Source organism: Rhizobium sp. A37_96 (assembly GCF_053521765.1).
The window spans coordinates 994648-1016776 of record NZ_JBNWDS010000001.1; the positions used below are offsets into that span (position 1 = coordinate 994648).

Here is a 22129-nt window from a genome sequence, read left to right on the forward strand (position 1 = left end):
ACCGAGACCGCCTATTACAACGCGTTACCATTAATAAGCACTAAAAAACTGCACCAGGTGGGGATAGGCAATATTCCAATTCACAGCATATGGTGCCCGTATTACTTCCTTCGGCTACGGCGATTGTATGCTGCCCATGCGATGTCCGGTGCGCCACGCCTGCCATCCCGCAAGCAAAAGGCCGGCTCCCTTCGCAGGTCGCCGGCCTTTTTGTCTCGATGTTTGAACGTCTCGCGCGGTTAGCGCGGCTGCGGTTCGAACCCGCCTTCGGGCTCGTCACCCTTGGCGCCGAGCGAGCCGTCCTTCTTCGCACCGGTCTTCGGCACGGCCGAGCCACGGCTTGGCGGCGTATCGTCACCGAGATCGCGTGCGGGTTTCTCGCCGCGGATAAGCGCCTTGATCTCTTCCCCGGTCAGCGTCTCGTATTCGAGCAGGCCTTCGGCGATCGCCACGAACCCGTCATGCTGTTCGGTGAGGATATCCTTGGCCTGGTGATAAGCCTGGTCAATCAGGCGGCGTACCTCGGTGTCGATCGTCTGCGCGGTCGCTTCCGAAACGTTCTTCGACTGCGATACGGAGTGGCCGAGGAAGACCTCTTGCTGGTTCTCGCCATAGGCAACAAGGCCGAGCTCGTCGGAGAAGCCCCACTGGGTCACCATCGCGCGGGCAAGCTTGGTGGCCTGCTCGATGTCGGAGGATGCGCCGGAGGTGATGTTCTCCTTGCCGAAGGTCAGCTCTTCGGCGACGCGGCCGCCCATCATGATGCAGAGGCGCGACACCATCCACTTATAGCTCATCGAATAGCGGTCGCCCTCGGGAAGCTGCATGACCATGCCGAGCGCACGGCCGCGTGGAATGATGGTCGCCTTGTGAAGCGGGTCGGCAACGGCGACATAGAGCGCCGTGATCGCATGACCGGCCTCGTGATAGGCAGTGAGCTTCTTTTCCGCCTCGGTCATCGCCGAAGAGCGGCGCTCGGCGCCCATCATGATCTTGTCCTTGGCGTCTTCGAATTCCTGCATGGTCACCAGGCGCTTGTTGCGGCGGGCAGCCATCAGGGCGGCTTCGTTGACGAGGTTCATCAGGTCGGCGCCGGAGAAGCCGGGTGTACCGCGCGCCAGCGTCTTCAGGTCGACATTCGGAGCGAGCGGCACGTTGCGGGCGTGAACCTTGAGGATGCGCTCACGACCGACGATATCCGGGTTCGGAACCACGACCTGACGATCGAAACGGCCCGGACGCAGCAATGCCGGGTCGAGAACGTCCGGACGGTTGGTGGCAGCGATCAGGATGATGCCCTCATTGGCCTCGAAGCCGTCCATTTCGACGAGCAGCTGGTTGAGCGTCTGTTCGCGCTCGTCGTTGCCGCCGCCGAGACCGGCGCCACGATGGCGGCCGACAGCGTCGATTTCGTCGATGAAGATGATGCAGGGCGCATTCTTCTTGGCCTGCTCGAACATGTCGCGGACACGGCTTGCGCCGACGCCGACGAACATTTCGACGAAGTCGGAACCGGAGATGGTGAAGAATGGCACATTGGCCTCGCCGGCGATGGCGCGCGCCAGAAGGGTCTTACCCGTACCGGGAGGACCAACGAGCAGAACGCCGCGCGGAATGCGGCCGCCGAGGCGCTGGAATTTCTGCGGATCGCGCAGGAATTCAACGATTTCCTCAAGATCCTGCTTGGCTTCGTCCACGCCTGCAACGTCATCGAAGGTGACGCGGCCATGCGCTTCCGTCAGAAGCTTTGCCTTCGACTTGCCGAAGCCCATAGCACCGCGCGAGCCACCCTGCATCTGGCGCATGAAGAACAGCCAGACGCCGAGGATCAGGAGCATCGGCAGCAGCGTGCCGAGATAGCTCAGGAAGCTCGAAGAGCCGTCCGATTCCGGACGGGCGACGATGTTGACGTTCTTGGTCTGCAGGCGTTCAAGCAGGCTGTCGTCGATGACCGGAGCATAGGTCTGGAAGGGCGTGCCGTTTTCGACATAGCTGCCGACGACGCGGTTGCCCGTGACGGTCACGTCACGAACCCGGCCGGAATCAACTTCCCGGAGGAACTGCGAATACGGAATTTCCCTGGAGCCTGTTTGTGCCGGCGCGTTCTGAAACATGCTGAACAGGGCAATCAGCAGCAGAGCTATGATTGCCCACAAAGCGAAATTACGAAAATTAGGGTTCATCGAACTCCCCAGCACTGAAACTTCCGCCGTCGAACGGCGGCATTACTTGATCCCTAACATAGGGTTGCGCCAAGCCCTTGCCAAGGCAAACCGCATCGCCGCATGTCTTTTCCGTCTATAGGGCCGAAAACGGGCGCCGCCTATAGGCTTCACGTCCAAAAGCGATCGAAAGACGATCTGCGAATGTGAGGTCAAATCGTGTCAAAAAGCGGTCGAACGGCGCAAGATAAGGCGCAATCGCGACCGATGCCGGCTTTGCCCCCTCTGCCGTCACGATCAGCGGCATCGCTGCCCGAGCGCGCTGCACCGCCCCTTTCGGCAGATTCGGCGGAAAAGCCATGGCATTTTCCGCTCCGGAGGGATGCACGCTAAGCGGCAGCCGTCCTGAATTGCTGATCTCGAAACGGCCGTCCCAGTTGCCTTTTGCGCCCGGGGGAATCGATATCGGCCCGATGTTGCGGCTTTCCCGCATGAGATAAAGTGCATCGCGGCGCAGATCGAAGACCACGCCGCCAACCGTGCGGCGACCGGAATTGGCGCCATTCACAAATTCGAGAACACGCTCCATCTGCGCGCGCCCAGGCGCGTAAGCCTTGCCGCCGAAGACGGCCGCAAGGCGGGACAAGGCATAGGCAACGACCGCTTTGTCAGCCGAAAGGCCGGATCGCTCGACAAGACAAAGCGCATTCGCATGGATGGTGACGTGGGCATCAAGCCATGCGGCTGCCCTGCTGGAAAGGGCGAGACGATTGGCGCCGTCGTCCGCGGGCATCGCCCTCGCCTGCTCCTGTGCGAGATCCATGCGTGTCCGGACGCGCTCATACGTCACATCCTCATTGCTGGGATCGTCGAGCCAGGAAATGTCACGCGCTTCGAGATAGGCTCTGATATCCATCCGCCAGCAGGATAGAAACGGCCTGGCGATCCAGATACGCCGGTCAAACAGCACCTCGTCGGCGATGCCGGTACGGGCGCTGTCATCGTCGTCCGGCCGGCGCTTGCCGCGCATCAGCAGCGTCTCGCGCTGGTCGTCCATCGTGTGGGCGGTGACGATCAGATCGGCGGAAATCTCATCGGCGAGATCGGCAAGCAGACCATAGCGCGCCTCGCGCGCCGCAGCCATGATCCCGGTCTTCGGCTTCTCGCCTTCCCAGCGACGGACGAAATGGGAAATGCCGCGCGAGGCGCAGAGTGCGGCGACCTCTCGCGCTTCTTCTGCCGCTTCAGCCCGCAAGCCATGATCTATCGTCGCGGCGGCAAGGGTAACATCTTCGTGAGGATCGGTTTTCAGCCGTTCGGCCAGGGCAATCAGAAGCCCGGTGGAATCGCTGCCGCCCGAAACGGCGACCAGAATATGCGCAGGCTTCGATAGAGAATGAAGAAAATCAGTTGCGGCATCTTCAGGCGTGAGAACTGCGGCGCCGCCGATCACAGCATCAGCAGACATGGCAATCAGCAGGCAAGCCGCTTCTCTTCGCTGGCAACCTTGCCGGTCACGGCCTTCGAAGCCTTGGGATAACGCTTGGTCACTTCGCGAAGGGTGGCGCAGGCCGTATCCTTGTTATCAAGCGCCGCAAGCGACATGCCGAGCTTCAAGAGCATTTCCGGCGCCTTTTCGGAGCCGCTATACTTCTGATGCGCGTTCAGAAATGTCTTGGCGGCATCGTTGTACTTTCCCTGCGAGTAAAGGGCCTCGCCGAGCCAGAAATTCGCGTCAGCAGCCCGCGCGCTGCTCGGATAGCTTTCGATATACTGGCGGAACTCCTGTTCGGCGACGCTATAGTCGCCGGACAGGACGTGGCCATAGGCAGCCTTGTACTGATCGCTCTCGTTGCCGAGCGAAGCGGTCTGCGTGCTGGAGCCGGCACTCGGCGCAGCACCCGAGCCATTGCTGGCCCCCGACATCGACGAGCCAAGCTGGTTTCCGCTCTGGTCGAACTGGATGGAGCCGAGCTGGCTCGGCGGCTTGCCGCCGCCGCTTCCCTGCTGGGAAGCGACATCGTTATTCTGCGAATCGCCGATGACGCCGGCAATATCATCCTGCTGGCCGCCGGAGCTCTGCGCCGGAGCATCGGCCTCGCTCTTCTTCATCGTCGCCCCGGCCGCGGGCGCGCTGCCGCCGCGCTTTTCAAGCTGCTGGAAGCGGAATTCGTTGTCTTCCTGCGTCTTGCGGATCTGTTCCTGCATCTGCAGCAGCTGATAGCTCATTTCCTCGACGCGGCCGTTCAGCTGGCGCATCTGGTCTTCGAGCTGCTGCAGGCGAACTTCGGCGTCGCTGTTTTGAACTTTGACGAGGGGTGCCTGACCGTACTGTGCTTGTCTCTGATCCGCATTGTTTTGAGCCGGCTGCGCGGAAGCATCGCGGCCCCCGAGGTGCATTCCAAACAGCGACAAGGCAGAAGCATCGCGCTCACTACCAGCAAAGGCAGCGAGACAAAGCATGCTCGCCACGACAAGTTTTCTCATATGGATCGTCCTGTCTCATTGATTCTTCGGGCCAGGGGGCTCGAACAGGAGATTTTTACAATTGCTCTCAAAAAGCAACGGAGTTCGGCCAAAGTGTGGTCAAAAAAGTAAAGGCGACCATGTGGCCGCCTTTATACATCTCGACCGGCCGTTTGACCTATCAGGAGCCGGCGCCGTTGAGCACGGTGACGGCGCGACGGTTCTGCGACCAGCAGGAAATATCGTCGCAGGTGGCAACCGGACGTTCCTTACCGTAGGAGATCGTCTTCATGCGCTTGGCCGGAACACCGCGCGAAGCGAGATAGTCCTTGGCCGCAGCCGCACGGCGGGCACCGAGAGCCAGGTTGTATTCGCGCGTACCGCGTTCGTCGGCATGGCCTTCGACGGTGATCGCGTAGTTCGGATAGCGGGCGAGCCACTGCGCCTGACGATCGAGCGTCTGGGCGGCATCGGCGCGGATCGAGGTGCTGTCCGTGTCGAAGAAGATGCGGTCGCCGACATTGACCGTGAAATCCTGCGGCGAACCAGGAGCAGCATTGCCGGCACCGTTCAGGCCAAGACCGTTGGCATCGTTCGGCAGACCCTTCTTGGAGGCGCAGCCGGCCAACGAAAGGCCAACGAAAAGCGCGATCATGATCGGGTTGCGGGCAAGGTTCTGCATGTGGCCAACGGCCGGGGTTGCGATGCGGCTCATGGCCGGTCTCTCCTTAAGTCTCTATCAGGGTTGCCAGACTGTAACCGAATTCGGTTAATCCGATTCCAACAAGTATGGTTAATAATGTCCTAAAATTGTCGCGAAACGGTCAACTCACAGGACTTTGCGGCGATAAAGTGGCAAGTGCCGAACTACTCGAGAAGCGGCGACCATGCCGGGTCGGAAGCAAAGCCCGGGGTCGGGATCTTCTGCTCGTTGTAGCCGGTCAGATCGATGGAGTAGAGCTGCGGGCCGCCTGCACCGGCCGGCTGGCGGAAGAACATGATGACGCGGCCGTTCGGCGCCCAGGTCGGGCCTTCGTTGTGGAAGCCCGTGGTCAGCAGGCGCTCGCCCGAACCGTCCGTCTTCATGACGCCGATGGAGAAGCTTCCGCCGGACTGCTTGGTGAAGGCGATGAGATCGCCGCGCGGCGACCAGACCGGCGTCGAATACGAACCGTCGCCGAAGGAAATGCGGCGCTGGTTGGAGCCATCGGCGCCCATCACGTAGATCTGCGGCTTGCCGCCGCGGTCGCTTTCAAAGGCGATCTGCGTGCCGTCGGGCGAATAGGACGGCGAGGTGTCGATGGCGGCCGTCGAGGTCAGGCGCGTCGTGGTGCGCGAGCGCAGGTCCATCGTATAGATGTTGGCGTTGCCTTCCTGCTGCAGGCTCATGATGACACGCTGGCCATCCGGCGAGAAGCGCGGCGAGAAGGTCATGCCCGGGAAGTTGCCGACCAGTTCGCGCTGGCCCGTCTGCAGCTGCAGCAGGTAAACGCGCGGCTGCTGGTTGGCGAAGGACATGTAGGTCACTTCCTGCCGGTTGGGCGAGAAGCGCGGCGTCAGCACGAGATCGCTGCCGTCGGTCAGCATGCGCACGTTGGCGCCGTCCTGGTCCATGATGCCGAGCTGCGTCTTGCGGGCCGTCTTCGGGCCGCTTTCCGCAACGAAGACGACGCGCGTGTCGAAGTAGCCCTTCTCGCCGGTGATCTTCTGGTAGATCGCGTCAGCGATGATATGCGCGACGCGGCGCCAGTTGTCCGGCTGGGCAAAGAACTGCTGGCCGATCATCTGGCTATTGCCGAATGTGTCCCACAGGCGGAATTCGGCGCGAAGGCGGCCGCCTTCCTGCGTCACGCGGCCGGTCACCAGCGCCTGCGCGTTGATCGACGTCCAGTCCTGGAAGCGCGGCGTCGAATCCGGATTGGTGATCTTCTCGATGAAGGCCTGCTTGTTGATCGGCGCGAACAGGCCGGAACGCTGCAGGTCGGCGGCGATCACGCCCGAAATCTGCTGGCCGAGCGTATCATTCGACAGAAGGTCGGTGATAGCGATCGGCATGGGCTGGACATTGCCCTTGTTGATGTTGAGCTCGACCACGGCATAGGCCGGAGTTGCGAGAACTGCCGTCAGGCCTGCCAGCACCAGCAGGAGACGAACGAGGGAGTTTCTGATCATATGTGCCAAGCCTTTCAGCATTAATTCGTCAGATAGCCGGTTCGAAGTTGATGGTGACTTCTTTCCAGTCGTCATATTGATCTATTGGCAGATTATTGAACGGGGCAGCCCGGAGCACGGCTCGCATCGCAGCTGCCGCCATGGCTTGCTGCGTCCCCTTTGGGCCGCCGGTCACGGTAACCTTCGGCTCGCCCACAATCTTTCCGCTTCGGCTGAGCCTGAGATGCACCCGGACGCGGACATCTTTCGCTCCCTCCATGCCCGGAGGTATGTTCCAGTTCTTGGCGACGTCCTCGCGCAGGCGGCCACCGGCCGAATTTCCAGGCTGCTGCGTAGCGCTTGCAGCCTGCACCGACGCGGAACCAGCCAGCATCATCCCGAAGGCCACAAGCAGGCTCAGGCCGATACGGGGACAGTGGTTCGTCGAAAGCTGCATTCCCCGCATCACATCCCCAGATCGGCTGCGCTGAAGTTGACGACGACTTCCTGCCAGTCGTCATACTTATCCGCCGGAAGAATCGTCATGAACTCCGATTGCGCGCGTAGGACAGCGCGTACTGCAGCGGATTGCATGGCACCCTGCGTCGAAGCCGGTCCGCCGTTGGTCGTCGCCTCGGGCTGGCCGACGATCTGCCCGGATTTGTCGAGCTTGAAGTGCACCTTGATACGCACATCGCCGGCACCCTCGAGTCCGGGAGGAAGATTCCAGTACTTCTGGATCAGATCACGCAAACCGTCCTGCTGGCTCTGGCTGAGTTTGCCTGCGCCAAGCGATTTCATGCCGCCGCGCGAGGCGACCTGGGTATCGGCGCCCGCGGAAGCCTGTTTGGACGAACGCGCAGCACCGCCCTTCGAGGACGTATTGTTCAGAACGTCGGCGATCTCGTCGGCAAGGCCGTCGTCCAAGCCCTTGTTGGAGGCCTTGGCTATCTCGCGCTTCTTGTCGGCGTCCTTCTTGCCGTCGTCCGTGGACGTGGTCTTGCTCGTGCTCTGCGTCGTCGTCTTGTCCGTCGGCTTGGCGTCGGCCACCTTCACGTCCGGCTTCGGCGTCGGCTTGACGTCGGGCTTCTGCTCCACGGTCTTCGGCGGCGTCGGCTGCGGCTTCACATCCGGCACGGGAACATTGTTCGGCACCGGAATTTCAGCCTGTTGCGTGGGCTGTTCGGTCGGTGGCGGGGTCGGCGTTGCGTCGGCCTTCGGCGTCGGCGGTGGCGGCGTGGGATCGGTCTTCGGCGGGGTCGGCGTCACATCTGGCTTCTGCTGCGGAACAGCGGCCACTTCCTTCGGCGCGGCCTCCGTTTCCTTCTGCTCGATCGTCTTGACGTCATTCGGCCGAGGATCGTTCTGCGGAACGGGCACGTCGACCTTCTTCGGCGCTAGCGCTGCCGTATCGCTCTCCGGCCGCTGGGTCGGCACGACCGGGTTCTTGATATCGACGTTGTTCTCGCCGACGTTCTGAGCATTGGCGACCTGGTCCTGCTTCGTGGTCTGCTTGCGCGAGACGTGATCCGTCACCGGCGCCTTCTTCTCGCCCTGCTGGAGCTGATCCGCCTGCACGATATCGACATCCATCGCCGTGCTTTCCGGCGTCTCAAGCGGCGCCGGCGCACTCAGCGTCACCATGGCGCCGATCAGCACCAGGATGTGAAAGACAGCAGATGTAGCAAGACTGCGCTTCATGTCGGTTCGTCAGTGATCCGTTGTCTGCTGCTGCGTGACCAGACCGATGTTCTTGTAACCGGCCTCCTGGATGCGCGACATGACGTCGGCGATCACGCCGTAAGGCGCCTTGCCGTCGCCGCGCACGAAAATGCGCTCGTTATAGCCAGTGGTCGCGATCGCCTGCAGCTTCGCGGCGATTTCGGCGACGTCGATCTGCGTTTCCTGCAGGAACACCTGGCCATCGGCCTTGATCGAAATGGTGATGGGCTGGGTCTGGGCGTTGAGCGCGCCTGCCTGCGTCTGCGGCAGATCGATCGGAACACCCGACGTCATCATCGGCGCCGCCACCATGAAGATGATCAGCAGCACGAGCATGACGTCGACCAGCGGCGTCACGTTGATATCGGCGATCGGGCCGCCCCGGCCTCCACCGCGACGACCGCCCCGGCGGCCACCGCCGCCACCCTTGCCTCCAACAGACATTGCCATATGAACTACTCCGGTTCTGTCCGCTACTTACTGAGCCGCCTGGCGGGGCTGCAGCTTCTCATCGATCTGGCGCGAAAGAATGGCGGAGAATTCATCCGCAAAACCTTCCATGCGCGCCGAAAGCTTGCCGGCGTCACCAGAAAACTTGTTGTAGGCGATAACCGCCGGAATAGCCGCGACCAGACCGATAGCGGTTGCCAGCAACGCTTCCGCGATACCCGGCGCGACGACCGCAAGGTTGGTCGATTTCGAGCCGGCGATCGCCTGGAACGAGGTCATGATACCGACGACCGTACCGAACAGACCGATGAACGGCCCGGCGGAACCGATGGTGGCGAGCGAGCCGAGGCGGGCGATCAGATGTTCCGATTCACGCGCCAGGGTGACGTCCATGGCGCGGTCGATACGCATCTGCAGGCCGATCGGCGAACGCGCGCCGCGCTCGAAGGACTTCTTCCATTCGCGCATGGCCGCGACGAAGATGGCGCTAAGGCCGGTGTTGTTGCGCTCAGAAAGCGTGCGGTAAAGCTCTTCGAGCGACTGGCCAGACCAGAAGACCTGCTCGAAGTGATCGAACTGGCGGCGCGCTCGCGCGTAGCTCAGATATTTGTCGATGACGATCGCCCAGGTCCATACGGACGCCGCCAGCAGACCGATCATGACGAGCTTGACCACCAAGCCCGCCTGCATGAAGAGCGACCAGAGCGTGATGTCCGGTGTGGTGGCCGCCGCCAATGCTACTTGTTCCATTGATCCAAAATCCCCGAATCCAAACGCCCGGCGCTAGACCGGGCGGCTAAAAGTGATCTCACAAGAAATGTTTGGCAGCCGCCGCTGAACGCCCTGGTCAAGCCTTCCAAGCTTACAACTGCCTTCTTGCCGTCAAATTTGGTCAAAGGAAGGCGTGCACCGCACAAACTCCGACATAACCAGTAAGACACTATTATGGTTAAAAGAATGTTAGCGTCGAAACATGAAGGATTTAACGGCGGCGGCAGTTATTCTAGCTCCAGGGAAGAACTGACCGGACGAAACCGGCGACAAACGCAGACAGATCTTGCGTGCCGAATTCCTTCACATAAAACTCAAGTTATTGCAAGGCGGCCGTTGACAATCGCAATATCTTTGCAAGCAGCCGACGACGGACGCGGGCAAGGCCCCTTCGCCTAGCCGGCGTTTTCCGATGCCGCCAGCATCTGCGCCGCCAGCTTTTCCGGAAGCCGGCGCGGGCGGCCCTTCGCGTTGATGACGGCGATGATGACCTTGGCTGCGATCAGCAGCGTATCGTCGCGCCTTATCTCCTGCGACAGCACCATCTTGGCGCCGCCGGCCTTTTCGGTGACTGTCCGGATCGTCAGCACGTCGTCCATGCGCGCCGGTCCCTTGAAGTCGATTTCCATGCGATGGACGACGAAAACCAGCCCTTCCTCATCGGCATTCAGCAGCTCGCGCTGTTCCACGCCGAGACAGCGCAGATAGTCCGTGCGCCCCCGCTCGAGGAAATGCAGATAGCGCGCGTGATAGACGAGGCCGGAAAAATCCGTATCCTCATAGTAGACTCGCTGCACCAGCCGGTGGCTGCCGGCTTCCAGTTCCCCAGCTATCAGAAAGGGGCTGTTCATCGTTGCCGCATCTCCTTGAATGTCCGGCATCTCTTTGGCCGAAGTTCTGCCATCAAGCAAGCTTTGAACAATTGTCATAAACTCCGACTATCCGGAATGGTGCCGGCTAGCGGATCGGCGCAGAAGGAAAACTCTCATGAAAATAGCGGTTATGGGCGGCGACGGATTCATCGGTTGGCCGACTTCGCTCCATCTCTCCGACGCCGGTCATGAGGTCCACATTCTCGACAATCTCTCGCGCCGATGGATCGACACGGAGCTTGGCGTCCAATCGCTGACACCGATGGATTCGATCCAGGAACGCACCCGCATCTGGCACGCCGAAACCGGGCGCCGCATCCATTTCAACCTCATCGACCTCGCCAAGGACTATGAGCTTCTGAAGAAGTGGCTGGCCGAGCATCGCCCCGATGCGATCGTGCATTTCGCCGAGCAGCGCGCCGCGCCCTATTCGATGAAAAGCGACCGCCACAAGAACTACACGGTCAACAACAACGTCAACGCCACGCACAATCTCCTGAACGCGCTGGTCGAACTCAATCTCGACGCGCATCTCGTGCATCTCGGCACGATGGGCGTCTACGGCTATTCGACAATCGGCGCTGCGATCCCCGAAGGCTACCTGCCCGTCGGCATCGAGACCACCGATGGCCGTACCGTCAGCCAGGAGATCCTTTATCCGGCCAATCCCGGCTCGATCTACCATATGACGAAATGCCTCGATCAGTTGCTCTTCCAGTTCTATGCCAAGAACGACGGGCTCAGGATCACCGACCTGCATCAGGGCATCGTCTGGGGCACGCATACGGAGCAGACGCGCCGGCATGAGCAGCTGATCAATCGTTTCGACTATGACGGCGACTACGGCACGGTGCTCAACCGCTTCCTCATCCAGGCGGCGATCGGCTACCCCTTGACGGTGCACGGCACCGGCGGTCAGACCCGCGCCTTCATCCACATCCAGGATTCCGTGCGCTGCATCGAACTTGCCCTGAAGAACCCGCCGGCCCGCGGCGCTCGCGTCGAAATCTTCAACCAGATGACGGAAACGCATCGCGTGCGCGATCTTGCCGACATGATCGCCAAGATGAGCGGCGCGGAAGTCGTCCGCCTGCCCAACCCGCGCAAGGAAGCCCCCGAGAACGAACTGATCGTCAAGAACGACAAGTTCCTCGGCCTCGGCCTGGCGCCGATCACGCTGGAAGCCGGCCTGCTCAACGAAATCGTCGATGTCGCCAAGAAATATGCCTACCGCGTCGACCGCTCGCGCGTTCCGGCCGTTTCCGCCTGGACCAAGGATCTCGCCGCGACGGTCAATCACGATCCCGAAGGCAAGAGGTTGAAGTCCGTGTCATGATGCCGGGAAGCGAAATGCTGCAGGGGCTACGCCCGCAAACCCGCCCTCGCTCCGGCCAGGCATTCGTGACGCTCGTCACGAATGCGGATTACGCCATGGGTGCGCTGGCGCTCGCCCGCTCGATCGTTCATAGCGGCACGAAGGCCGATATCGTCGTGCTTCATACCGCAGGGGTCTGCGAAGAAGACCTCGCTCCGCTGACGGCGCTCGACTGCCGGCTGGTCGAAGTCGAGCACCTGCCGCTGTCGGACGCGTTCAACGAGCGGCATGCTCGCGGCAATCTTCATGCGGCCGCCCCCTTCACCAAGGGCCGCAAGCCTTCCTTTCACACGCCGCTCGACAATTTCTGCAAGCTGCGGCTCTGGCAGCTGATCGAATACGACACCTGCGTCTTCATCGATGCGGATGCGCTGGTCTTGAAGAATGTCGATCGGCTGTTCGACTATCCGGAATTCTCCGCGGCGCCGAACGTCTATGAAAGCCTCGCCGATTTCCATCGGCTGAACTCGGGCGTCTTCGTCGCCAAGCCGTCGCTTGCGACCTTCCGGCACATGCTGGAGCAGCTCGATCGCCCCGATGTCTTCTGGCGGCGCACGGATCAAACCTTTCTCGAGACATTCTTCCCGGATTGGCACGGACTGCCTGTATTCATGAACATGCTGCAATATGTCTGGTTCAGCATGCCCGCGCTCTGGGACTGGAACAGTGTGTCGATCCTGCACTATCAGTATGAGAAGCCCTGGGAGGAAAACCATCCCAAGGCCGAGCAGCTGAGACCGCTGATCGAGCTGTGGCATAGCTTCCATACCGGCCGGAACATGCCCGATATCGCGACGCTCGCAAATCCGAGAGCAGCGGCATGAAAATCCTCATTTCGGGCGGAACGGGCCTCGTCGGCCGGTACATCGCCGAGGAGCTGCTGTCGGCCGGATACAAAGTTGCGATCGGCGGGCGCAACCCGCCGCCAAAAGGTCTTTTCCCGCAGCCCGTCGCCTATGTTCCCATGAGTCTCGATCCATCGGAAAACCAGAGCTGCGCTTTCGACGATGCCTATTTTTTCGTGCATGCGGCCTTCAGCCATGTCGCCGGCAGGTATCGCGGCGGCGAAGGTGACGATCCGGAAAGCTTTCGCCGGCTCAATCTCGCCGGCACGGTCAAGCTGTTCGAGACGGCCAGGAAAGCCGGCATTCGCCGCTGCATCTTCCTCTCCTCCCGCGCCGTCTATGGCGACGGGATTGCCGGCGAGGCATTGACCGAAGCGACGAAGCCCACGCCGAACACACTCTACGGCGAGGTGAAGCGCGACGCCGAGCATGCGCTCTTCTCCCTGTCAGCGCCCGGCTTCGTGACCGCGAGTCTGAGGGCGACGGGCGTCTACGGCGACCTCAGGCCCAACAAATGGGACGAGCTGTTCGATGACTATCTGAACGGCAGGCCCGTTCCGTCCCGCGCCGGAACCGAAGTTCACGGCCGCGACCTCGGCCGCGCCCTCCGACTTTTGCTGGAAACGGAAGCAGGCCGGATAGACCGCGAAGCCTTCAACCTGTCGGATATTCTGACCGATACGCACGAAATCCTCGGGCATCTTCAGAACGCGACGAACTGTCCCCACGCACTACCCGCATCCGCGCAGCAGGGCGCGGTCCGCGCCATGGATACCTCGAAGATCCGCACGCTCGGATGGCAGGGCGGCGGAAAAACCTTGCTGCGGCAAACGATAGAGGCACTGGCAAAATCAACACCGCGACCCACCGGCGTCAGCGCATCAGTGTCATCTCGTCCCAATTGAGCGCAGCCAATTCCTCGCCTCTGAACCGCGCATCGTCAGCGACGATGAATTCATCGAGCTGCGGCGGTGCAGCGCTGGTTCCCGAAAGCATGGCGTGAACCTGGCCGCGATGATGCGTCTGATGCTGAAACAGATGGTTCAGCACGTCGTCCGCCCTCTCCTGCTGGATGCGGCCCGTACGTTGGATATCGACAATTCGCATGGCCGCCTCCGGCGTCAGCCGTTCGCAGAAGGCCACCAGACGGTGATCGACCTCCGCCTGCTCCCGGCTCAATTCGTCGAGACGATCATAGGGTTCATCGACCTCAAAAGCTTTCAGGCCCAGGGTGCCGCCTTCCAGTGCATCGACATAGAACCAGTCCACCGTCAGGATGTGACTGAGGGTCGCCTTGATCGACGGAAAGAAGCTGACGCGCTTCGCTTCGAACTCGCCGGGCCGCAGCGACGCGCAGGCCCGATGCAGACGGACGGTCGCCAAGGCGTTGTTGCAGGCAAGCTTGCGAAAGCCGCGGACCGGATCGAAAGCGGACATGGAGCCTCCTCGCTAAAGCATGCAGCGGTTTTGCGACAACGACATGCGAAACATCAAAAGCCTGAAGCGAACGAAGCAACACAGAAAGATCGCCACACGCTTCAGGCCTTGTCGAGATCGCCATCCCGCCAGACCAGATGACGAGACGTCGACGGCAGGTTCTCGATTTCTTCGGCGATGAAATAGGGCGGGATGTCGAGCGCAACCAGCGCCTCGCGCGTGGCCCGCGCCCATTTGAACTCCAGATCGTTGTCGCCATCCTGGATGCGATGCACGATCCGCTCGGGATCGAAGGGAAAACCGGCAGGAATATCCATCAGGTAGTAGAGACCGAACTCATGCCAGTCCAGCTGCTCGTAGTGGAAGAAATTCTCGACAGACCAGAGGAGACGCCCGACGGTAACATCAACGCCGAGCTCTTCCATCATCTCCCGCCGCAAAGTCTCTTCGGACGTCTCGCCGACCTCCGCACGTCCGCCGGGAAAGGTCCAGAAGGTTTCATGCACGGCGCGATGCACCAATACATGGCCGTCGCGAAATCCGAGCCCGGCAACCCGCACCTGAAAGCGCGTGCGCCCGGCATTCAATCTGATGAGCTTGCGTTTCGGCATGATCCCCTATCCCACGTCGATCACGACGATCTCAGGCGGAACGCCGAAGCGGACCGGCGCGATGGAGCAGCCGAGGCCGCCGGATACGATGATATGGCGCTCCTCCTCCACGATATGGCCGTAGACGTACCTGTCGCCATAGCGCGAGGGCGAATAAGGCGACCAGCCGAAAATCCTGACCTGGCCGCCATGCGTGTGCCCGGAAAGCGTAAGCGACACTCGAGACGGCACCGCGGGAAAGATATCGGGCTCATGCGCGAGCAGGATGACCGGCGCGGCGTCACCGACCTGCGCCAACGTGCCGCCGAGATCATCGAGCCCCGTGGTAAAGGGGCGTTTCCATCGCATGCTCCGCCGCAGGGCGAGTTGATCTTCGACGCCGGCAAGCCAGAACCCCTGTCCGTCCTTTTCCAGACGCGCGGCGCGGTTGGAATAGACCTCGATGCCGACGGCCGCCAATGCCCGATGACTGAACGTCGGCCCGTGGCCGGTTCTCTGCGCGGTCGCGTCATGCCACCAGTCATGGTTGCCGAGAATGGCGTGGACGCCGAGCGGTGCCTTCAACTTTCCCAGCTCCGCCGCCCAGATGCTATGATCGACGCGTGCGGTAATGAGATCGGTTCCCGACGTATAATCGCCCAGCAGCACGATGATATCCGCGCCGAGATCGTTGGCATGCACGCAGATCGAGCCGATGCGCTCGGCCGTCATCCACGGTTCGCAGGCATGGAAATCGGCAAGCGCGACGATCCTGAGCTTGAGCCCCGGTGTCCATCCCGGCGGCGTCACCGCATAGCGCGTCACATCCAGGCGGATGACCGGCTCATATCCGAGGGCATATCCTCCGAGTGCCATCAAACCGAAAACGCTGCCGCCGAAAAGCTTCAGGAAGGCGCGACGGCCAAGCATTCAGTCCCCCTCCTGGAACAGCCGGAACTGGGCCGCCTCCAGATCCTTGGGCGGCTGCAGGCCGAGATGTTTCCAGGCAATCGCGGTCAGGACACGGCCTCGCGGCGTGCGCTGAATGAAACCCTGTTGGATCATGTAGGGCTCGATAATGTCCTCGATCGCATCGCGCGGTTCGGACAGGCCGGCCGCAATGGTCTCGATGCCGACGGGGCCGCCACCGAAATTGACCGCGATCATGTTGAGATAGCGCTTGTCGAGCTGATCGAAACCGACATTGTCGACCAGAAGCCGCGTCAGTGCCTCGTCGGCGATCACCCGCGTCACCGCTTCGACCTTGGCGACCTCCGCGAAATCGCGCACGCGGCGCAGCAGGCGGCCGGCGATGCGCGGTGTGCCGCGGGCGCGGCGTGCAATCTCGCGCGCACCCTCGTCGGTCATGCCGAGGCCCATCAGCCTGGCGCCGCGCCGGACGATCGACTCCAGTTCTTCGACCGTATAGAAGCTCAGCCGCACCGGGATGCCGAAGCGGTCACGCAACGGCGTCGTCAGCAGCCCGAGGCGCGTCGTTGCGGCGACGAGCGTGAACTTGGCGAGATCGATCTTCACCGAACGCGCCGCCGGCCCCTCGCCGATGATGAGATCGAGCTGGAAATCTTCCATGGCCGGATAAAGGATTTCCTCAACGGCCGGATTGAGGCGGTGGATTTCGTCGATGAAGAGCACGTCGCGCTCCTCGAGATTGGTGAGCAGCGCCGCCAGGTCGCCGGCCTTGGCGATGACCGGGCCGGAGGTCGAGCGGAAATTGACCCCGAGCTCCTTGGCCATGATCTGCGCCAGCGTCGTCTTGCCGAGGCCGGGCGGACCGACGAACAGCACATGGTCCAGCGCCTCGCCACGCCCCTTGGCGGCCTCGATGAAGACCTTCAGGTTGGCGCGCGCTTCCGCCTGGCCGGTGAATTCGTCCAGCGATTGCGGCCTGAGAGTCGCATCGATGTCTTCGCCCCGCTTTTCCGGCGATATCAGACGTGCGGCTTCACTCATGTCAGAGGTTCCATTCCCGATATGCGTTTTGCGTCTCTCGCGCCGGAGGCGGCATCCGTTCGGCCGCACTCAAGATAGCTTTCGACGAAAGAGCATCGCAAGTCGATCTCCCGACTTTGAGACAATAGTAAGGAACGCGGAAGCTGCAAAGCCTCACCGCGACAGTTCCTTGAGGCCGAAGCGGATCAGCTTGGCGCTGTCGGCGCCCTCGCCGGCCGTCTTCATCGCCGCCGCTATGGCATTGGCCGCCTGATCGCGGGAATAGCCGAGATTGGTCAGCGCCGAAACGGCATCGGCAACGGGTGCCGAGGCGACCCCTTCGCCCAGCTCCTGCTTGAACCCGATATTGGCGGCATCGCCGGCAAAGGCCGGCGCCTTGTTCTTGAGTTCGGTCACGATGCGCATCGCGACCTTCGGGCCGACGCCCGGCGCCCGCGAAACGGCGGCACGGTCCTGCAACGCGATCGCATTCGCAAGCTCGGCAGGCGTCAGCGTCGACAGCAGAGCCAGCGCCACTTTCGCGCCGACGCCCTGAACCGTCTGCACGATGTTGAACCACTCGCGTTCCAGCGCGCTCATGAAACCGAACAGCCGGATCTGATCCTCACGGACATAGGTCTCGATAAAGAGAACACAGGCCTCGCCGACGGAACCGAGCTTCGACAGCGTGCGGGCCGAGCAAAAGGCGACGTAGCAGACCCCATGTACGTCCACGAGCACATAGTCTTCGCCGATCTCTTCGATTGTGCCTTTCAGCTTGCCGATCATGGGTGAGGTCCGTCAGGGATGGGTTTCGGGGGAAATGAGGTCAATCGAAGGAAAATAGGATCGGTAGCGGGAGGCATCTCGTGTCAGCAGCCTGTGCCTTCGCCATTCGGCATGGGCGCCGATCAGAAAGTCAGGAAGCGTCCGTTCCCGTTGCCCACCGGCAAGCCGATAGAGGCGATGCGCCTTGCCTGCTCGAAACGCCGCCTCAAAGGGTATGGCTTCACGCTTCATCTCAAGCCAGGACAAGGCAATCGTCAACTCCTCCTCGCCCAAGGACGATGCGGCAAGCTCCGACCAGACGACCGGGCTGATGACAAGGTCGCCCTCGCCTATGCATTGCTTCAAAAGCTTTGCCGACCATTGCCGCTGGATCGAAGCCGGGCCGAGGATATCGATGAAGATATTGGTATCAACGAGGGTCAACGTCGTCACGCGGACCTCTCAGAAACTCCATGAATTCGTCGGTCGTCATGCCATCGAGATCGATCATACCCCTGACACGTTCCAGCCAATCGTCGAAATCGCGAATGGCCGGCTCCGATGCCTCGGCGATCTTTACCAGCATCGCACCATTGCCCGACGCGATGAAATCAACCTCGGAGCCTGGACGAATGCCAAGCCTGTCCCGAACTTCCTTCGGGATGGTCACCTGACCTTTTTCTGTCACACGCATGGTAATACCTCTTCAGTAATACCTAGCGGGTAAACAAGAACAAGTCAAGAACAAACTATCCTGCAAGTGCCGCCTGCCGCAGCCGGCTGGCGCCGCGGTTATGGGCATGGCACACGGCGATGGCGAGTGCGTCGGCGGCGTCGTTACCCTTGAACTCGACCTTGGGCATGAGGATCTTCAGCATCATGTGGATCTGCTGCTTCTCGCCATGGCCGACGCCGATGACGGCTTTCTTGACCGCATTCGGGGCGTATTCCGATACCGGCAGGCCGGCGCGCGCCGGCACCAGCATGACGACGCCGCGCGCCTGGCCAAGCTTCAGCGTCGCCACCGCATCCTTGTTGACGAAGGTCTGTTCGACGGCTGCCTCGTCCGGCTGGTAGCTGTGAACGACTTCGGCAAGCCCGTCATGCAGCTGGCAAAGACGGGACGCCAGATCCATGTCGCCATCCGAGGTCACGGTTCCGGACGCCACGAAGCGCAGGGAATTGCCGAGCGTGTCGATGATCCCCCAGCCGGTGCGGCGCAGGCCCGGATCGATGCCGATGATGCGAATCGTATTTTGCATGGGTCAACCTATCTTTCAGGCCTGACATGTGCCAGCAAAATGTGAACAAAACAAAAACAAGACATAGATTGCAATCGCCGGGACGACGCTGAAACCATCGTGACGAAATTGCGGCGACAGGGTTTGGAATGCGGCGGCCGCGCTCCTACATGTGGGAGCGACCCTCCCTTCAACCACGCAGGTTTCTTGCCATGGTTCCCTTTTCCATCCTCGATCTTTCGCCCGTTGCCGAAGGCAGCACCATCCGCCAGTCCTTCGACAGTTCGAGGCGCATGGCGCAGAAGGCGGAAGAGCTGGGCTACAACCGGTTCTGGCTCGCGGAGCATCACGGCATGCCTGGTGTCGCCAGCGCCGCGACATCGGTCGTCATCGGCCATATCGGCGCGGCGACCTCGCGCATCCGCATCGGCTCGGGCGGCGTCATGCTGCCGAACCATTCGCCCCTCGTCATTGCCGAGCAGTTCGGCACGCTGGAAGCCTTGTTTCCCGGCCGTGTCGATCTCGGCCTAGGCCGTGCGCCGGGCACGGACATGCGCACCGCACAGGCCCTGCGGCGCAACATGGAGGCCGGTGCGCAGAGCTTCCCCAACGATATCGTCGAGCTGCAGCACCTCTTCAGCCCCGCCGACGAAGGCCAGATCATTCTCGCCGTTCCCGGCCATGGCGCCAACGTGCCGATCTGGCTCCTCGGTTCCAGCCTTTACAGCGCCCATCTCGCCGCCATGCTCGGCCTGCCCTATGCCTTCGCCTCACATTTCGCCCCGGACTCCCTGCTGGATGCCGTGGCCATCTACCGCGAGCGCTTCACGCCCTCGGCAACGCTCGACAAGCCCTATGTCATGGTCGGCGCCATGGGCTCCGTGGCGGATACGGACGAGGAGGCGCAATATCACTTCACCTCCGCACAGCAGCAGTTCGTCAACCTGCGCCGCAACGTGCGCGGCCCCTTCCCCCGTCCGCGCAAGGATATGGACGTCTTCTGGACGCCGATGGAAAAGCTCAACGTCGAACACACGCTTCGCTACGCCGTGGTCGGCTCCCCCGCGACGGCGGAGGTAAAGCTTTCGCAGTTCATCAAGGATACCGAGGCCGACGAAGTCATCCTTTCGATGCCGATCCACGACATCGAGGCACGGCTGAAGTCGGTGGAACTGTTCGCGACGCTGCCGAGCTTCAAGAAAGTGTCCTGATTTTCAGCGCCAGGAAGATTGCCCGGCCGGCCGCTCTTGTCGCTGCGGCTCGCCGGGCGATGGACGCGGCTCAGGAAACGAGCCTCGTCTTCCAGCGGCGCTGGATGAGCGTGTCCAGAGACAGCTTGCCGGCGCCAGCGACGATCAGCACGAACATCCCGCCGGCAATGGCCAGGTCCTTTTCGAAGTGCAGGACTTCGTTGTGGCTGGCGAAGTTCGTGTGAAAGAGCGTCGCCGTCAGCAGGCAGAACAGGCCGAGGCCGAATGCGGCAAGCCGGGTCATGAACCCGGCGGCAATGGCAATGCCGGCGGCAAGCTGCACCACGATGGTCGCGGTCGCGATGGGTGCGGCGACGCCGAGCTGGGCCATGGCCGACAGGGCGCTGTCGAAATGGCTGGCCAGCTCGACACCCTCCTCCAGAAAAAGCAGCGACAGCAACAAGCGCCCGAACAGCAAGGCCATGTCGGCGAGGTTGACGAGAACGGTACTCTCCGTTTCGAATTCCATGATTTTTCCTCCACGCTAGAATTCGGATATTTCAAGCGTTTCTCCGGCGGCACTCCCGCAGGCCGAGCCGAGCGCAAGCGCCGCCGGAACCGGTTGGCGCCAGATCTCAGTTGCCGCCCTTCGCGGCGATCGACTTGGTCAGATCCTCAAGCTCTTCGCATCCTGCCGGGCAAAGCTTCGTCAGCACCGCAAGCTGCTCGCGGGCCTTGGGCATGTCGCCGGTCTCGACATAGAGTTCGCCGAGATATTCGTGCGCGCCCTTGTGATCCGGCTGCAATTCCAGGGCCTTGGTGTAGTAGGTCAGCGATGTCCGGAAATCGCCGGTCTTGCGCAGGGTGAAGCCCATCAGGTTGTAGACGTCGGCCTGCTGGTGCTCCTCGGCGATGTCGCGAAGCTCGGCGAGCGCGCCGGCATAGTCCTTCGCGTCGATCTTGGCGCGCACCGAGGTCAGGTCCGGCGCGTCGGTCGGTTCCATATTGTCGACCGCGAAGGCGACGCCCGCCGTGGCTGCCGGCAGGATGGTGACGGCGCACAGGCCGGCGATCCCGAAAATGGCATACTTGAACATGGTTCTGCTCCTCTGCGTGGCCCTTCAGGCCTGGATGGTGGGGGTGAATCCGTAGGCGTTGCCGTCCTTGACGAAGGTGCCGGAGCCCGGGAACGGGAAATGCGAGCCGCAGATCCTGATCTTGTCGGCAATGACGCGGTCGATCAGCCTGCGGCGGGTGCCGACGGCCATGGGGCCGTCCTGGTCGTAGCTGCCTTCCCATTCCGGATGGGGTGCGAGCAACGCCGGCACGTACATGATGTCGGCCGAAACCATAAGCTGCTCGCTGCCGCCATCGATGAGAAAGACCGAATGGCCCGGCGTATGGCCGTATGCGGCCAGCATGTGTATGCCCGGCGCCACTTCCGCGCCATCGTCGACCAGCTTCCAGTTCTTCCATTTCGGGAAGACCGAGGCGATGCGCCGGCCGGCGTCCTTGCGGCCCTCCGCCAGCTTGTCGACACGGCCCGGATCGGTCCACCAATTGTATTCGACCGCGTTGACGATCAGCTCCGCATTCGGGAAGACAGGTGCATTCGTCCCCTTTTCCATCAGCCCCCAGACATGGTCCGGATGGAAATGCGAGATCATGATCGTATCGATCTTCCGGTAGTCGATGCCGGCCGCCGCCATGTTGGCCGGCAGATGCGTGGCATTGGTCTGCCACTGCCCAACGCCCGAGCCGGCATCCATCATGATCTTCCGCCCGCCGATATCGAGAACGACGACCGTCAGCGGAATGGGCATGAAGTCCGTCGTCAGGCCGGCCTTGGAAAGCGCCTCCTTGGTATCGTCGACAGAGGCGTTCTTGATGAAGGCCGGGTCGTGCGGCTTGCGCCAGATACCGTCATAGACGGCCGTGACCTCAATCGAACCGACCTTGTATTTGTAGAAACCGACCGCCGGTTCCAGCGGCGTCGCGGCAAAGGCTTGCGGGATGAATTCCAGCTTCGACGACAGCCCGAAGGCTGCCGCAGCGGCGGCCGTGCCGAGCACGGCGCGGCGGGTCATATCAAACATCGCACTATCTCCTCAGGGTTATGGCCTTCGGGGCCAGGCGGAG

General features: G+C 61.8%; 25 protein-coding genes. 4 read left to right on the forward strand and 21 right to left on the reverse strand.

The window, feature by feature from the left end; translation table 11 throughout:
* Positions 1–239 precede the first annotated feature (239 nt).
* The 10 genes from ftsH to ybgC form a co-directional block, all read right to left on the reverse strand.
* Positions 240–2183 (reverse strand): ATP-dependent zinc metalloprotease FtsH, encoded by a 1944-nt coding sequence (gene ftsH / locus ACQZ6J_RS04820; protein WP_163986583.1) that lies wholly within the window; start codon positions 2181–2183, stop codon positions 240–242.
* A 115-nt stretch (positions 2184–2298) separates the two neighbouring features.
* Entirely contained in the window at positions 2299–3630 is a 1332-nt protein-coding gene (gene tilS / locus ACQZ6J_RS04825) for a tRNA lysidine(34) synthetase TilS (protein ID WP_449082331.1), read from the reverse strand.
* A 5-nt stretch (positions 3631–3635) separates the two neighbouring features.
* The gene (gene ybgF / locus ACQZ6J_RS04830) at positions 3636–4649 is read right to left on the reverse strand and encodes a tol-pal system protein YbgF (RefSeq protein WP_449082333.1); all 1014 of its coding nucleotides are present in this window, start codon (positions 4647–4649) and stop codon (positions 3636–3638) included.
* 160 nt (positions 4650–4809) lie between these two features.
* On the reverse strand, positions 4810–5343 hold the full coding sequence (gene pal, locus ACQZ6J_RS04835; RefSeq protein WP_163986587.1) for a peptidoglycan-associated lipoprotein Pal: 534 nt from the start codon (positions 5341–5343) through the stop codon (positions 4810–4812).
* 152 nt (positions 5344–5495) lie between these two features.
* A complete protein-coding gene (gene tolB, locus ACQZ6J_RS04840) occupies positions 5496–6800 on the reverse strand; it encodes a Tol-Pal system beta propeller repeat protein TolB (protein WP_163986588.1) in 1305 nt (434 codons plus the stop codon).
* 28 nt (positions 6801–6828) lie between these two features.
* Positions 6829–7236, reverse strand: coding sequence for a hypothetical protein (locus tag ACQZ6J_RS04845; RefSeq protein WP_449082336.1), 408 nt, complete (start codon positions 7234–7236; stop codon positions 6829–6831).
* Positions 7237–7244: 8 nt separating this feature from the next.
* Positions 7245–8480 (reverse strand): hypothetical protein, encoded by a 1236-nt coding sequence (locus tag ACQZ6J_RS04850; RefSeq protein WP_449082338.1) that lies wholly within the window; start codon positions 8478–8480, stop codon positions 7245–7247.
* Positions 8481–8489: 9 nt separating this feature from the next.
* Positions 8490–8951, reverse strand: coding sequence for a protein TolR (gene tolR, locus ACQZ6J_RS04855; RefSeq protein WP_163986594.1), 462 nt, complete (start codon positions 8949–8951; stop codon positions 8490–8492).
* A 27-nt stretch (positions 8952–8978) separates the two neighbouring features.
* Positions 8979–9701 (reverse strand): protein TolQ, encoded by a 723-nt coding sequence (tolQ, locus tag ACQZ6J_RS04860; RefSeq protein ID WP_163986596.1) that lies wholly within the window; start codon positions 9699–9701, stop codon positions 8979–8981.
* A 416-nt stretch (positions 9702–10117) separates the two neighbouring features.
* Positions 10118–10573, reverse strand: coding sequence for a tol-pal system-associated acyl-CoA thioesterase (ybgC, locus tag ACQZ6J_RS04865; RefSeq protein ID WP_449082340.1), 456 nt, complete (start codon positions 10571–10573; stop codon positions 10118–10120).
* A gap of 136 nt (positions 10574–10709) precedes the next feature.
* On the opposite strand from ybgC, the gene ACQZ6J_RS04870 reads away from it, so the two are divergent.
* Genes ACQZ6J_RS04870 through ACQZ6J_RS04880 form a run of 3 tightly spaced genes read left to right on the forward strand, consistent with a single transcriptional unit; the run spans position 10710 to position 13719 of the window.
* Positions 10710–11930 carry an NAD-dependent epimerase/dehydratase family protein gene (locus ACQZ6J_RS04870; protein ID WP_449082342.1) on the forward strand — a complete coding sequence of 407 codons (1221 nt, stop codon included), beginning with the start codon at positions 10710–10712 and terminating at the stop codon, positions 11928–11930.
* Positions 11927–12793 (forward strand): glycosyltransferase, encoded by an 867-nt coding sequence (locus ACQZ6J_RS04875; protein WP_432444361.1) that lies wholly within the window; start codon positions 11927–11929, stop codon positions 12791–12793. Before ACQZ6J_RS04870 ends, ACQZ6J_RS04875 begins: the two co-directional genes overlap by 4 nt.
* Positions 12790–13719: an NAD-dependent epimerase/dehydratase family protein gene (locus ACQZ6J_RS04880; protein WP_449082344.1), complete on the forward strand. Its 930-nt coding sequence runs from the start codon at positions 12790–12792 to the stop codon at positions 13717–13719. Before ACQZ6J_RS04875 ends, ACQZ6J_RS04880 begins: the two co-directional genes overlap by 4 nt.
* Here the strand turns inward: ACQZ6J_RS04880 and ACQZ6J_RS04885 are convergent.
* The 8 genes from ACQZ6J_RS04885 to ruvC form a co-directional block, all read right to left on the reverse strand.
* Positions 13688–14251 carry a DinB family protein gene (locus ACQZ6J_RS04885; protein WP_449082346.1) on the reverse strand — a complete coding sequence of 188 codons (564 nt, stop codon included), beginning with the start codon at positions 14249–14251 and terminating at the stop codon, positions 13688–13690. The genes ACQZ6J_RS04880 and ACQZ6J_RS04885 overlap by 32 nt on opposite strands.
* 101 nt (positions 14252–14352) lie before the next feature.
* Positions 14353–14862 carry an NUDIX hydrolase gene (locus ACQZ6J_RS04890; protein ID WP_449082348.1) on the reverse strand — a complete coding sequence of 170 codons (510 nt, stop codon included), beginning with the start codon at positions 14860–14862 and terminating at the stop codon, positions 14353–14355.
* Positions 14863–14868: 6 nt separating this feature from the next.
* Positions 14869–15771: a metallophosphoesterase gene (locus ACQZ6J_RS04895; protein WP_449082350.1), complete on the reverse strand. Its 903-nt coding sequence runs from the start codon at positions 15769–15771 to the stop codon at positions 14869–14871.
* Complete coding sequence (ruvB, locus tag ACQZ6J_RS04900; RefSeq protein ID WP_163986606.1) at positions 15772–16812, reverse strand: Holliday junction branch migration DNA helicase RuvB; 1041 nt, start codon at positions 16810–16812, stop codon at positions 15772–15774.
* Positions 16813–16965: 153 nt separating this feature from the next.
* On the reverse strand, positions 16966–17580 hold the full coding sequence (ruvA, locus tag ACQZ6J_RS04905; RefSeq protein ID WP_449082353.1) for a Holliday junction branch migration protein RuvA: 615 nt from the start codon (positions 17578–17580) through the stop codon (positions 16966–16968).
* 12 nt (positions 17581–17592) lie between these two features.
* The gene (locus ACQZ6J_RS04910; protein WP_449082355.1) at positions 17593–18012 is read right to left on the reverse strand and encodes a type II toxin-antitoxin system VapC family toxin; all 420 of its coding nucleotides are present in this window, start codon (positions 18010–18012) and stop codon (positions 17593–17595) included.
* The gene (locus ACQZ6J_RS04915) at positions 17990–18253 is read right to left on the reverse strand and encodes an AbrB/MazE/SpoVT family DNA-binding domain-containing protein (protein WP_449082357.1); all 264 of its coding nucleotides are present in this window, start codon (positions 18251–18253) and stop codon (positions 17990–17992) included. Before ACQZ6J_RS04915 ends, ACQZ6J_RS04910 begins: the two co-directional genes overlap by 23 nt.
* Positions 18254–18308: 55 nt before the next feature.
* Positions 18309–18821 (reverse strand): crossover junction endodeoxyribonuclease RuvC, encoded by a 513-nt coding sequence (gene ruvC, locus ACQZ6J_RS04920; RefSeq protein ID WP_004117339.1) that lies wholly within the window; start codon positions 18819–18821, stop codon positions 18309–18311.
* Between the two features lie 191 nt (positions 18822–19012).
* Between ruvC and ACQZ6J_RS04925 the strand changes: the two genes are divergently transcribed.
* Positions 19013–20011: an LLM class flavin-dependent oxidoreductase gene (locus ACQZ6J_RS04925; protein WP_449082359.1), complete on the forward strand. Its 999-nt coding sequence runs from the start codon at positions 19013–19015 to the stop codon at positions 20009–20011.
* Positions 20012–20081: 70 nt separating this feature from the next.
* Here ACQZ6J_RS04925 and ACQZ6J_RS04930 read toward each other — a convergent pair whose 3' ends face one another.
* The 3 genes from ACQZ6J_RS04930 to ACQZ6J_RS04940 all read right to left on the reverse strand — a co-directional run bounded on the left by ACQZ6J_RS04930 (position 20082) and on the right by ACQZ6J_RS04940 (position 22086).
* On the reverse strand, positions 20082–20519 hold the full coding sequence (locus ACQZ6J_RS04930) for a DoxX family protein (protein ID WP_449082361.1): 438 nt from the start codon (positions 20517–20519) through the stop codon (positions 20082–20084).
* 106 nt (positions 20520–20625) lie between these two features.
* Positions 20626–21087 (reverse strand): tetratricopeptide repeat protein, encoded by a 462-nt coding sequence (locus ACQZ6J_RS04935; protein WP_449082363.1) that lies wholly within the window; start codon positions 21085–21087, stop codon positions 20626–20628.
* Positions 21088–21111: 24 nt separating this feature from the next.
* On the reverse strand, positions 21112–22086 hold the full coding sequence (locus ACQZ6J_RS04940) for an MBL fold metallo-hydrolase (RefSeq protein ID WP_449082365.1): 975 nt from the start codon (positions 22084–22086) through the stop codon (positions 21112–21114).
* Between the last annotated feature and the right edge of the window lie 43 nt (positions 22087–22129).

Coding starts and splice junctions, on each gene's coding strand:
- ftsH (WP_163986583.1), bottom strand. CDS start 2,183: ATGAACCCTAATTTTCGTAATTTCGCTTTGTGGGCAATCATAGCTCTG.
- ACQZ6J_RS04935 (WP_449082363.1), bottom strand. CDS start 21,087: ATGTTCAAGTATGCCATTTTCGGGATCGCCGGCCTGTGCGCCGTCACC.
- ruvA (WP_449082353.1), bottom strand. CDS start 17,580: ATGATCGGCAAGCTGAAAGGCACAATCGAAGAGATCGGCGAAGACTAT.
- ACQZ6J_RS04875 (WP_432444361.1), top strand. CDS start 11,927: ATGATGCCGGGAAGCGAAATGCTGCAGGGGCTACGCCCGCAAACCCGC.
- ACQZ6J_RS04895 (WP_449082350.1), bottom strand. CDS start 15,771: ATGCTTGGCCGTCGCGCCTTCCTGAAGCTTTTCGGCGGCAGCGTTTTC.
- ybgC (WP_449082340.1), bottom strand. CDS start 10,573: ATGAACAGCCCCTTTCTGATAGCTGGGGAACTGGAAGCCGGCAGCCAC.
- ACQZ6J_RS04890 (WP_449082348.1), bottom strand. CDS start 14,862: ATGCCGAAACGCAAGCTCATCAGATTGAATGCCGGGCGCACGCGCTTT.
- ruvC (WP_004117339.1), bottom strand. CDS start 18,821: ATGCAAAATACGATTCGCATCATCGGCATCGATCCGGGCCTGCGCCGC.
- tolB (WP_163986588.1), bottom strand. CDS start 6,800: ATGATCAGAAACTCCCTCGTTCGTCTCCTGCTGGTGCTGGCAGGCCTG.
- ACQZ6J_RS04915 (WP_449082357.1), bottom strand. CDS start 18,253: ATGCGTGTGACAGAAAAAGGTCAGGTGACCATCCCGAAGGAAGTTCGG.
- ACQZ6J_RS04845 (WP_449082336.1), bottom strand. CDS start 7,236: ATGCAGCTTTCGACGAACCACTGTCCCCGTATCGGCCTGAGCCTGCTT.
- ACQZ6J_RS04925 (WP_449082359.1), top strand. CDS start 19,013: ATGGTTCCCTTTTCCATCCTCGATCTTTCGCCCGTTGCCGAAGGCAGC.
- ACQZ6J_RS04880 (WP_449082344.1), top strand. CDS start 12,790: ATGAAAATCCTCATTTCGGGCGGAACGGGCCTCGTCGGCCGGTACATC.
- ybgF (WP_449082333.1), bottom strand. CDS start 4,649: ATGAGAAAACTTGTCGTGGCGAGCATGCTTTGTCTCGCTGCCTTTGCT.
- tilS (WP_449082331.1), bottom strand. CDS start 3,630: ATGTCTGCTGATGCTGTGATCGGCGGCGCCGCAGTTCTCACGCCTGAA.
- ACQZ6J_RS04850 (WP_449082338.1), bottom strand. CDS start 8,480: ATGAAGCGCAGTCTTGCTACATCTGCTGTCTTTCACATCCTGGTGCTG.
- pal (WP_163986587.1), bottom strand. CDS start 5,343: ATGAGCCGCATCGCAACCCCGGCCGTTGGCCACATGCAGAACCTTGCC.
- ruvB (WP_163986606.1), bottom strand. CDS start 16,812: ATGAGTGAAGCCGCACGTCTGATATCGCCGGAAAAGCGGGGCGAAGAC.
- tolQ (WP_163986596.1), bottom strand. CDS start 9,701: ATGGAACAAGTAGCATTGGCGGCGGCCACCACACCGGACATCACGCTC.
- tolR (WP_163986594.1), bottom strand. CDS start 8,951: ATGGCAATGTCTGTTGGAGGCAAGGGTGGCGGCGGTGGCCGCCGGGGC.
- ACQZ6J_RS04940 (WP_449082365.1), bottom strand. CDS start 22,086: ATGTTTGATATGACCCGCCGCGCCGTGCTCGGCACGGCCGCCGCTGCG.
- ACQZ6J_RS04885 (WP_449082346.1), bottom strand. CDS start 14,251: ATGTCCGCTTTCGATCCGGTCCGCGGCTTTCGCAAGCTTGCCTGCAAC.
- ACQZ6J_RS04870 (WP_449082342.1), top strand. CDS start 10,710: ATGAAAATAGCGGTTATGGGCGGCGACGGATTCATCGGTTGGCCGACT.
- ACQZ6J_RS04930 (WP_449082361.1), bottom strand. CDS start 20,519: ATGGAATTCGAAACGGAGAGTACCGTTCTCGTCAACCTCGCCGACATG.